Origin of the sequence: Methanomethylovorans sp., from assembly GCF_041305605.1 — an archaeon.
Classification (GTDB): Archaea; Halobacteriota; Methanosarcinia; order Methanosarcinales; family Methanosarcinaceae; genus Methanomethylovorans.
Genome location: NZ_JBFYLB010000078.1, coordinates 1 through 9,741 on the forward strand (window position 1 = coordinate 1; position 9,741 = coordinate 9,741).

Below are 9,741 nucleotides of genomic sequence, written 5' to 3' on the forward strand. Positions count from 1 at the left end.
AAGGAACACCTTGACACTGTAAGAATGAGCAAGGTCTATACTTTCTTCCAGGTTCTCAAGGGTAAAATTAGTAGCACCCTGGCGTGCATTGAACTCGCCTACGCCCAGATAAACGGCATCAGCTCCTCCTTTGACAGCTGCCTTCAATGCCTCCATATCCCCTGCAGGAGCCAGTATCTCTGGTGGTCTGCATTTATTTTCAGTTGTTGATGCCTTCATCTTTTTCCCGGATCCTTGGCTAAAAGTACTTTGCTTTCTTCAAGTGAAGGGACTTTCACTATAAAAAGGTTGACAGATGAACAGATAAGCATATTTAGCAGACATCTACATGTAAATTGAAGAGATATTTACATATTGTTAATGGATACCCAAACTTGTGAGGGATATAGTTGGAAGGAATAAAAGTCATAATGCACAACGCCATCAGCCTTGACGGTTCTATTCTGCATTTCGAGCCGAACCTGGGATTATTCTATCATATAGCTTCCGGTTTCAATGCAGAAATGGTACTAGTAGGCTCCAACACTGCCAGAACAGGTATAGAAATGTTCTACCCGGAACCACCGCAGGAGGAAGCTTCGGATTATATAAAGCCTCTTGATAAATCTCAGTACTGTGTACAGTGGGTAATACCGGACTCAAAGGGCATTCTTAAAGGAAGGCTGCATGTATTGAGAAGATACGAACATTGCAGGGATATTGTTGTACTGCTTGCAGAGAGCACACCATCATCGTACATCAAATACCTCGAAGAAAGAAATTATGATCATTTTGTAGTTGGACATGATAATGTGGACCTGCGCAAAGGCCTTGAATTGGTGTCTCAGAGGTACGGAGTAAAAACAATAACAACAGATGCAGGTGTGACTCTTACTTGCCAGCTTCTTGAACAGGGACTTGTGGATGAGATCAGTCTGCTGGTGTCTCCTGTGATTGTAGGAAACATTTCTGTTAATCTTTTCAGCAAACTGCATTCTCCAAGTGGAGGGCTGAAGCTTGAAATGGTAAAACAGGAGGTCCTGGAAAACGATCACCTCTGGCTGATGTACAGGGTAAAACACGAATGAAGGATTATTTAATAGAGGGACCAAAAATGAATAAGATCGCTTATCTTTATGTTTTTGACAGCATGGCGGACTGGGAGATCGGCTACGTGACCGCTGAATTACATTCAGGGAGGTATTTTAAGAAAGGGACAACAAGATATACGGTAAGAACGGTCGGTTTGACAACGGAGCCGATAGTTACCATGGGTGGTGTGCATATCATACCGGATATTGCACTTGAATCCTGCACTTCCAATAATGCTGGTCTTTTGATCTTACCCGGTGGCAATACATGGCTTGAGCCGATCCATGATCCTATTATGGAAAAAGTGAAAGAGTTCCTGAAGGCTAAAGTTCTTGTTGCTGCTATCTGCGGTGCAACGGTAGGCCTGGCCCGGGCTGGTTTGTTAAATGATCGGAAACATACCGGCAATGATCCTGGTTATATGAAAGCAGTTTCTCCCGGTTATACCGGTGAAGCATTCTATCTTCAGGAACCTGCCTTTACTGATGGCGAACTTATCACTGCTTCAGGAGTTGCTCCACTTGAATTTACCCGTGAGGTTTTGCAGGATTTAGATGTGTTTTCTCCTCAAACACTTGAGGCTTGGTATAAACTATATCTGACGCATGATGCAAAATACTTTTATGCACTCATGGATTCTTTACAGGACTGAGGTCACAAAATAGAACCATGGAACAATATAACCTTAAACTTAAAGTACTGGATGGCCTTTTTTGCATCTTTAGGCTGGAACCATTTCAGGTGATTCCCAAATGGGCTACAGCAGGCACATTCTTTTCAATTACCAGGGCCGAAGAAGAGCTATCGATCGTCTGCTCTCAGAATTCAGTGCCTGAAGATATCGAATCACAAATGGTTTGTGAAAATGGGTGGAAATGCCTGAAGGTTGAAGGACCTCTTGATTTCTCTCTTACCGGCATACTTGCCCGGCTCAGTTCAGCTCTTGCTGATGCCGGGGTCAGCATCTTTGCTATTTCCACATACGACACTGATCACATACTTGTGAAGGAAGTAAACCTTAAAAATGCTATAAATGCACTTGTGTCACATGGGTGTATGATCCAGTGAAATGGTGGCTCATAGGTTCTTGAGGTAATAGATGTCCCGTAATAATGTTATGTAATATAAAGTACAGACATCGTTAAATGGACATTTATGTCTTTGTCTATATTATTCAATTTAATAACAATAATAACCTTATATTCTTACACACCCTATTTCTATTAGGGGTTGAATATGAACATAATCGTAACTTGTTATAACTGTAAAAAAGAGTTCTTTGCAGCTATTCAAAGCCATCAGCTTGTCCGAAGATGCCCCAACTGCTTCAGGTCCAATAGGGTCAGAACTATTGTTGATGGGAAAGCCCAAGGTGAAGACCATGAGGCTGCAAAACTTGCCATCGAGCCGTATTAATGTATTGAAAAAAAAGAAATGCAGTTAAAAATGAAAATTGGGTTCTGTACAAAGCCAAAATGGTCACTACAGCTACCTAATGCTTTTTTATGGCCGCAGTTGCGTGGATGGCAGTGGTATCGAACACAGAGACCTCCACATCATCCTTGATAAGCATGGGTATTTCAGTACAACCCAACACTTATACCCTGAGCTCCATTTTGTACGAGGGCATTTATGATTTCCTGGTATTTCATCTTTGATACAGGGTCAATGGTCCCAGACAAAGCTCATTGAAGATTATATCATACACTGCATGCCTCCCGCCGGGTTCCGGCACAATTACTTCCAGACCATATTTTTCCTGCAGTCTTTTGAGATAAAAATCTTCTTTGTTAACTGTAACTGATAATAATTTGTGAGGCATATAGATATATGCAGCAAAATATTATACCGGAAAGATAGAGCAGATGGTCTAAATATTTGGTTTCATCGTTTTTCCTGCAAAAATTTATATATCTATATTGCATGGTTATCTTTGCTTTGAGAGTGTAACTGTTTTGAGAACATAAGGCTTTTAATGGTATTACTTTGTAACTGCTATTTTCCGTATGCTTCCAGCAAGTGCACCTTTTAAGCTTATTTGTAAAGGAAGTGAAATAGTTGTTCAACAATAATGAATCAACTGCTCCAGTTGATGCTGGAAAGGAATACGAAGTAACCATTGAAGATATTGCAAAAGAAGGCGACGGGATTGCCAGAGTAAGCGGTTTCGTTATCTTCGTTCCGGGCACATCTGTGGGCGATGAAGTAACCATAAAGGTAACAAAGGTCATGCGCAAGTTCGCATTTGCTGAAGTTGTAGAGTAATAATAAAATCAGATTCTAAGGAAGATCAATTATTTTGATTTTCCTTATCTCTTTTTCTTTTATCCATAAAAGTTAAAAAAGCATATATAAGGCTGCTTCAGATCATTTTAGGAAGCCTTTCCGTGAAAGCCAGTCTACCTGTGGCCGGGTATATCTCCAGATAACATCGGCTTTTGAATCCTGTATTTCCCATGGTGTAGCGATCACCAGATCTCCTTCTCTTACCCACATACTTTTTTTCTTGGATCCCGGGATCCTGCCCATGCGCACAATACCATCCATACACTGCAGTCTTACCCTATTAGCCCCAAGCAGGCTGGAAACCGTAGCAAACACTTCATTATCTCTTTGGCGAGGGGTGCGCACTTTTGTGATCTGTTCCGGGCTGCTACTTCCACTTTGTGAATTTTTCTTCCGATTATTGCTTCTATAATTTGCCAAACTAATTCCACCTTTTAAATTTTACGTTGAATAACTGCTGTGCTCTATCATCTAAATAGAGTAAGAAGAATTACAGGATTGTCACAGAGACGCTAAAAACATCAACCTATAATCACTTCTGAGCTTAAACGCTTTCAGAACAAAACCATACATTACATTCAGAAAAAGACAATCTTCAATGATAATTATACAACTTTACTCTGCTACTATATACACTGGCCTAAACTATATAACTTGAACGCATAAAGAGACTGCAATAGTTAAATAAATCCTATTGCTTATGCGGCAGAAAAACCTGTCATATGATGCACATCAAAATAAAGTCTTTTAAGATATGCCACTTGTTTATCAAGTATAATATATCAAAATTACAGATTTCAACTAAGGAGAGATCCTCATTATAATAAAGATACCTTATGGCCAGGAATATATCGACCTGGATGTTACTATTCCTCATGAGATCATTGCTCCGGCCAATGTAAAGGTCGGCAAGGAATCGGAGGTCATAGCACAGGCTCTGAAAGAACCTGCAGGAATGGAATCCTTTGTCAGTTTTGTACGGAAGAGCAATAAGTTACTGGTCCTGGTGAACGATGCCACCAGGCCTACTCCCACATCAAAGGTGCTAAAAGAACTATACTCTCTTCTGAAGGACCATCCTGAAGTAAAGTTCCTGATCGCCACCGGAGCACACAGAGGACCTACTGAAGATGAGTTGAGGTATATTTTTGGTGAGTTCCTTGATGAGTTCCAAAGCAAGATACATGTGCATGATGCACGCAAAGATGAAGATATGGTATATCTGGGAAAATCAAGCAACGGAACCGAGATGTACCTGAACAGGCTTGTCACTGAAACTAAGAACATCCTGGTAATAGGCAGTGTGGAACCGCACTACTTTGCAGGCTACACAGGTGGAAGGAAGTCATTCCTTCCGGGAGTTGCTGCTTACAGGACTATAGAAATGAACCACATGCATGCTCTTTCCGACAAGGCTGCACCACTTGCCCTGGAAGGGAATCCGGTGGCTGAGGATATGGAAGATGCCATGAAGGTATTGAAGGACCTGCATGTATTCTCCATACAGACTGTCCTGACAGCGGATCATGGATTATATGCTATGGTGGCAGGGGATCTCAAACTGTCATTTGAACTGGCAGTGGAAAAAGCAAATGAGGTTTTCTGTACGCCCTGCAGTCGGAGGGGGAACATAGTCCTCACTGTGGCTCCATATCCCATGGATATCGACCTGTACCAGTCCCAGAAAGCCCTGGAAAACGGAAAACTGGCACTGGAAAATGGTGGTACGATCATACTTGTTTCCAAATGCAGGGATGGAATTGGGGACGACACTTTCCTTAAACTGCTTTGCTGTGCCCAGACATCTGAAGATGTAATGAAGAAAATAGCTGAAGGCTATAAGCTTGGTTATCATAAAGCTGCCAAGATGGTACAGATAGGAATGCATGCACAGATGTGGGCTGTCTCAGATCTTGATACTGATACTTTAAAGATGGCCAGGCTTCAGCCTCACACGGACCTGCAGGAAACTTTTGACAAGGCGATAGCTGCCACCCGTGCTGCAGGAAAGGAACCTTACGCAGTGATCCTTCCACAGGGCAGCTTGACAGTGCCTCTTGTAAAATGACGGAACTTACCTTTCCTATTGTTACTGAGAGATGTGGTAGCTCATATCGGTTTTTAGACCAGTGGGTATTTCGGGTTACTTGAAAAGAGTTCAGATTATTTACCGCAGATGATACTTTGAACTCTGATTTTTAAGTGCATTTTGAAGTCAACGGGAACTTAGATAATGAAAAAAGGGAAAATACAGTAGTTTTATATATATTGAAAATACAGAAGATAATAGATTGTGTAACTGGAATCAAATCTAAGTTATATCAATCGATAAAGTCTGCTAATGGCTTTAAATGGTCAATGCGGTATGAAAACTGCAAAGAACCTTGTACAGCCTGTTGAATTGCCTCAAAATATCATGTGATGGGCAAAATGGTATTTCTCCAGCTGGAGGTGAGATGAATGGCAAAGAAGGAAGAGCAGAAGAAGGGAGCAAAAGCTCCGGAGAAGGGAGCAAAAACCCCAGAACCAGCAAAAGCACCTGCAAAAGGTCAGAAAAAGAAATAAGTCGATTCAATAACATAATTTTGAATTGGGAGGTAAAACCTCCTCATTTTGTTTTTTGCTCATGCACTTTTTCGAGGCTACTTTATATACATGAGTTCTGTTATTCTAAGTACCTGAAGCAATGACAGAGTTTTGCTGATCCCCTAATTTTATAGCAGTGGGTTTGCATTCTAAAAATATTGCAGGATCAAAGTGAGTTTATGACAAAATTCGAGAGTTTCAAAGCGTTCAATCTATCCCAGAACATGCTGGATGTTCTGGAAAAGAAAGGTTTCTTCAAACCCACTCCTATCCAGGTACATGTGATCCCCCTCCTTATGAAAGGAGACCGCGATATCATAGGCCAGGCGCAAACCGGTACAGGAAAGACTGCTGCATTCGGTATTCCTATTATTGAAAAACTGACCAGGAATACAGGTTCCATACAGGCTTTAGTCCTGACCCCCACAAGAGAACTGGCACTTCAGGTATCTGAAGAACTTGAATCTCTCAAAGGTGATAAAAATATAATGATAGCGCCTTTGTACGGTGGCCAGTCGATCAAACAGCAGCTTAAGACACTAACTTCGGGCACTGACCTGGTTGTAGGTACTCCCGGAAGGATCATCGATCATCTGGAAAAAGGAAATATAAAACTGGATTCTATCTCCTATCTTGTGCTTGACGAAGCCGATGAGATGCTTAACATGGGTTTTATAGAAGACGTGAAGAAGATCTTCAGGAGCACAAATGAGAACAAGCAAATGCTGCTGTTTTCAGCAACTATGCCCACACCTATTCTCAAGCTTGCTAAAAAGCACATGCGAAACCATGACTATGTTTCAGTGTCCCAGGAAGATCTTATTGCAGAGTTCACTGACCAGGTCTATTTCGAACTTACCGAAGAGCAAAAATTTGAGGCGCTGTGCAGGCTTATCGATATCAACGATGGCTTTTACGGACTCGTCTTCTGTAATACTAAAAGTGATACTACTGAGATCGCACAAAGACTTGGAGAAAGAGGATATGGTGCTGATGCCCTTAATGGAGACCTGACTCAGGACCAGAGGGAAGGCATCCTTAAAAAGTTCAGGAGCAAGGGACTCAATATTCTCGTAGCGACAGATGTGGCTGCAAGGGGGATCGATGTGGTGGAACTCACCCATGTGATCAATTATTCCTTACCTCAGGATGCAGAATCGTATATTCACAGGATAGGCCGCACAGGCAGAGCAGGAAAACAGGGTACAGCAATCACTTTCATTACTCCCGCTGATTCACGGAGGTTCGAATCGTTCGTAAGAGCAGCAAATGCTGAGGTCCGGCCGGAAAAGATACCATCTGCAAAAGAGGTTGTAAGTACCCGTACGAAAAACTTTAAAAGAGATCTCGGACAGCTGATTAAATCCGGAGAGTATCAGGATTTCCTGAAGATGGCAAATGAACTACTGGATAGACAAGATCCTGATGTTGTAGTTGCATCTCTTCTTAAATATTACTTCCAGGATACTCTGGAGGAGGATCATTATCCTGAACTGGATGCCGGTAGTTCAAAAACAGATAAGGGCAAGGTACGGCTTTTTGTAGCCATAGGGGATTATGAAGGCATGACCCCTGAAAAAATGCCAGATTTCCTCAGCAGGGAATCGGGCATAAATGATCTGGAACTTGAGACCATTGAAGTGTTCTCCAAGTTCTCTTTTGTTACAGTTCCCCAAAATCAGGCTGATCTGCTGCTTAAAAGATTTGCAGATATGAGAAAAAGGAACAGGCCCTTCGTGGAATTAGCAATGAACAGTAATGTAAGGGAAAATAAGGTTAAGGGATAACTGATCTAACTGCCAGCTCAATGCGAAGTCTAAATAAATATGTCCCAAAAAGCATATCTTGAACTGATCAGTGGCAGCATACTTTTTGGCCTTGTCGGGATATTCCTTGCAAACATTCATGGAATGTCCACAGGCAGTATTATTTTCTACAAGCATTTTGCAGGGATCGTCTTTCTTGCCATCTACTTTTTGATGACTGGCAGAACAGCCTTGCTTCGGCCTGCAAAGAGAAAAAATTACCTGTTGCTGCTGGGGTTATTCAATACAGTCACGATCTTTGCTTATTTTATATGTATCCGGTACACTACGCTGTCAGTTGCGATACTGCTCCTTTACACAGCTCCTATGTATGTGACATTGCTTTCGCCGGTGTTCCTTAAAGAAAAGGTAAGGACCCTGGGAGTGATAGCATTGCTGTTCTCACTTGCAGGCATTATATTCATAGTAGATCCTGCCGGTATAGTGTCCCAGGTAGATTTTTGGGGAAAAGATCTCATCGGGATCATTGCAGGCATTGTTTCCGGCATGTCATTTGCAGGAGTTATCCTTACTGTCAGGTACCTTAAGGATGATTATACCGGTCCTGCACAGTTGTTCTGGTCAACTTTCATTGGCATATTGGTGCTTGCTCCCGCTGCCTTGGACGTTACTCTGCCCTCACTTGCAGAGAACATGGTGATGATAGTCCTTTTCGCATTTGTGAACACAGCAGTTGCTTCAATACTATATATCAGTGGGATGTCCAAATTGCCAGCCCAGACCAGCAGCATAATTGCCCTTATGGAGCCTGTAAGTGTAATTTTCTTCGACCATTTACTTTTACACACTCCTGTCTTCTTTAATACGATGGCAGGATGCTTTTTCATTCTGCTGGGGGCTGCACTGGCATCGGTTAAGAATGTGCCTATGCCAAATGCAAACTAAAATTTTAAGACATTGCTCAGAAATGCTTGTTTGCAATATATTCTTCGTTGAACATTCTCGCAACCAACAGGAAATAAGATAGTAAAAGCGGTCCCACTACTAAACCTATGAGGCCGAACAGATTGATACCTATGATGATACCTAGAAGAGAGATCATGGGATGAATAGATCCAAGTTGTTTTTGAATGAAAGGCCTCACAAAGTTGTCCATGGTACTTACAACAATCCCTGCAAAAAGAATTCCCACTGCAGCAAAGTAATCTTGCTGGATGAGCTGGATGATGACTGCGGGAAGCCATACGACCGTGGCGCCTACCAGGGGAATGAAAGACATGAGCGCTGCAAGCGCGCCCCAGAGAATTGCACCCTGTATGCCCAGCAGGAGAAAGGCTACAGTAAGCAACCCCCCCTGGATGATAGCTATGATAAGGGAAGAAACAAGAGTGGTTTTAACGATCACCCTGAACTCTTCCAGCAGTTTGTCAGAGTTTTCCCTGTTGAAAGGAATGGCTGAATAGAGGTTCCTGGCAAAACTCGAATCTTCTTCTGTCAACAGGTAATATAGCAGGAAATACATTATAGTGAATTCTACTGCACGCTGTCCCAGACTTTGTACTGCACTAAGCAATACCACACTGCTATAATTGGCAATGGAAGAAGCTATTTCTACGATCTTTGTCTTAATGTCAAGGTCTATAGGCAATTGTTCCAGATGCAGGTTCTCCAGGAAACTGCGCACAACCTCAGCATAGATTGGAATGGAATTGATATATTGTAAGGCATTCTGTATTTCCGTGGCTATGGTCGAGAGCAGGAAATATAAAGGCACCAGTATGAGTATGAAGGATAGAAAAATGGTCATTAGGGCAGAAATGCCTTTTGATAAATGGACCCTCTTTACCATAAAATGATATAAGGGACGCAGGATCACATAGAGGATGAATGCTCCCAGGAATGCATTGATGTATGGCAACAGAGCATGTATAAGCACAGCTGCAAGCACAGCCAGCATCAAAAGTGCCATTGCCATCTTAAAGGGGCGTTCCATGAATGGTATTATGCAGGAATAGTATAAAATAGTAACAGT

General features: G+C 42.1%; 12 protein-coding genes. 8 read left to right on the forward strand and 4 right to left on the reverse strand.

Annotation, left to right across the window (positions count from 1 at the left end; translation table 11 throughout):
- Positions 1-219, reverse strand: a 219-nt coding sequence (locus ACCM36_RS05080) for a peptidase U32 family protein (protein ID WP_370572665.1), incomplete at its 3' end; no start/stop codon positions are given.
- A 170-nt stretch (positions 220-389) separates the two neighbouring features.
- On the opposite strand from ACCM36_RS05080, the gene ACCM36_RS05085 reads away from it, so the two are divergent.
- The 4 genes from ACCM36_RS05085 to ACCM36_RS05100 all read left to right on the forward strand — a co-directional run bounded on the left by ACCM36_RS05085 (position 390) and on the right by ACCM36_RS05100 (position 2,487).
- Positions 390-1,067 carry a dihydrofolate reductase family protein gene (locus ACCM36_RS05085; protein ID WP_370572666.1) on the forward strand — a complete coding sequence of 226 codons (678 nt, stop codon included), beginning with the start codon at positions 390-392 and terminating at the stop codon, positions 1,065-1,067.
- A gap of 26 nt (positions 1,068-1,093) precedes the next feature.
- Entirely contained in the window at positions 1,094-1,723 is a 630-nt protein-coding gene (locus ACCM36_RS05090; protein ID WP_370572667.1) for a type 1 glutamine amidotransferase family protein, read from the forward strand.
- A gap of 17 nt (positions 1,724-1,740) precedes the next feature.
- A complete protein-coding gene (locus ACCM36_RS05095) occupies positions 1,741-2,139 on the forward strand; it encodes an ACT domain-containing protein (RefSeq protein WP_370572668.1) in 399 nt (132 codons plus the stop codon).
- A gap of 168 nt (positions 2,140-2,307) precedes the next feature.
- Complete coding sequence (locus ACCM36_RS05100; protein WP_370572669.1) at positions 2,308-2,487, forward strand: hypothetical protein; 180 nt, start codon at positions 2,308-2,310, stop codon at positions 2,485-2,487.
- A gap of 232 nt (positions 2,488-2,719) precedes the next feature.
- Here ACCM36_RS05100 and ACCM36_RS05105 read toward each other — a convergent pair whose 3' ends face one another.
- Entirely contained in the window at positions 2,720-2,893 is a 174-nt protein-coding gene (locus ACCM36_RS05105) for a hypothetical protein (RefSeq protein WP_370572670.1), read from the reverse strand.
- Between the two features lie 236 nt (positions 2,894-3,129).
- Between ACCM36_RS05105 and ACCM36_RS05110 the strand changes: the two genes are divergently transcribed.
- Positions 3,130-3,336 (forward strand): TRAM domain-containing protein, encoded by a 207-nt coding sequence (locus ACCM36_RS05110; protein ID WP_370572671.1) that lies wholly within the window; start codon positions 3,130-3,132, stop codon positions 3,334-3,336.
- Positions 3,337-3,438: 102 nt separating this feature from the next.
- Here the strand turns inward: ACCM36_RS05110 and eif1A are convergent, their stop codons facing one another.
- A complete protein-coding gene (gene eif1A / locus ACCM36_RS05115) occupies positions 3,439-3,777 on the reverse strand; it encodes a translation initiation factor eIF-1A (protein ID WP_370572672.1) in 339 nt (112 codons plus the stop codon).
- Between the two features lie 409 nt (positions 3,778-4,186).
- Between eif1A and larA the strand changes: the two genes are divergently transcribed.
- The 3 genes from larA (at position 4,187) to ACCM36_RS05130 (ending at position 8,654) form a co-directional block, all read left to right on the forward strand.
- On the forward strand, positions 4,187-5,425 hold the full coding sequence (gene larA, locus ACCM36_RS05120; protein ID WP_370572677.1) for a nickel-dependent lactate racemase: 1,239 nt from the start codon (positions 4,187-4,189) through the stop codon (positions 5,423-5,425).
- A 697-nt stretch (positions 5,426-6,122) separates the two neighbouring features.
- Positions 6,123-7,730, forward strand: a complete 1,608-nt coding sequence (locus ACCM36_RS05125; RefSeq protein WP_370572673.1) for a DEAD/DEAH box helicase — start codon at positions 6,123-6,125, stop codon at positions 7,728-7,730.
- Positions 7,731-7,769: 39 nt separating this feature from the next.
- Entirely contained in the window at positions 7,770-8,654 is an 885-nt protein-coding gene (locus tag ACCM36_RS05130; RefSeq protein WP_370572675.1) for a DMT family transporter, read from the forward strand.
- Positions 8,655-8,670: 16 nt separating this feature from the next.
- Here the strand turns inward: ACCM36_RS05130 and ACCM36_RS05135 are convergent.
- The coding region (locus ACCM36_RS05135) for an AI-2E family transporter (protein ID WP_370572676.1) at positions 8,671-9,741 on the reverse strand (1,071 nt) is incomplete at its 5' end.

Bases quoted from the DNA above. Each gene is read 5' to 3' on its own strand.
- ACCM36_RS05090 (WP_370572667.1), top strand. From the start codon at position 1,094: ATGAATAAGATCGCTTATCTTTATGTTTTTGACAGCATGGCGGACTGG.
- ACCM36_RS05095 (WP_370572668.1), top strand. From the start codon at position 1,741: ATGGAACAATATAACCTTAAACTTAAAGTACTGGATGGCCTTTTTTGC.
- ACCM36_RS05100 (WP_370572669.1), top strand. From the start codon at position 2,308: ATGAACATAATCGTAACTTGTTATAACTGTAAAAAAGAGTTCTTTGCA.
- ACCM36_RS05105 (WP_370572670.1), bottom strand. From the start codon at position 2,893: ATGCCTCACAAATTATTATCAGTTACAGTTAACAAAGAAGATTTTTAT.
- ACCM36_RS05125 (WP_370572673.1), top strand. From the start codon at position 6,123: ATGACAAAATTCGAGAGTTTCAAAGCGTTCAATCTATCCCAGAACATG.
- ACCM36_RS05130 (WP_370572675.1), top strand. From the start codon at position 7,770: ATGTCCCAAAAAGCATATCTTGAACTGATCAGTGGCAGCATACTTTTT.